Genomic DNA, 291 nt, shown 5'->3' with positions numbered 1-291 from the left:
TGGAAGGCGCAGAAAAACGCTACATCTGGCAGCTTTCCGGTGGTCAACGTCAGCGGGTGGGGATTGCCCGCGCGTTGGCGGCAAATCCCCAGCTGTTATTACTCGACGAACCGTTTGGTGCGCTGGACGCCTTCACCCGCGACCAGATACAAACCCTGCTGCTGAAACTCTGGCAGGAGACGGGAAAGCAGGTGCTGTTGATTACCCACGATATAGAAGAAGCGGTGTTTATGGCGACTGAACTGGTTCTGCTTTCACCCGGCCCAGGCCGCGTGCTGGAGCGGCTGCCGC

Annotated in this window: 1 protein-coding gene; it reads left to right on the top strand. The window is 59.1% G+C overall.

Annotation, left to right across the window (positions count from 1 at the left end; genetic code table 11):
- Nucleotides 1-291 (top strand): ATP-binding cassette domain-containing protein (locus LZP73_RS20235; RefSeq protein WP_234236725.1); only part of this gene is annotated, 291 nt, incomplete at both ends.

Source organism: Shewanella sp. AS16 (assembly GCF_021412365.1).
Classification (GTDB): domain Bacteria; phylum Pseudomonadota; class Gammaproteobacteria; order Enterobacterales; family Shewanellaceae; genus Shewanella; species Shewanella salipaludis.
The sequence above is the reverse complement of the archived record's forward strand: the minus strand, read 5'-3'. Positions and strand labels throughout refer to the sequence as shown.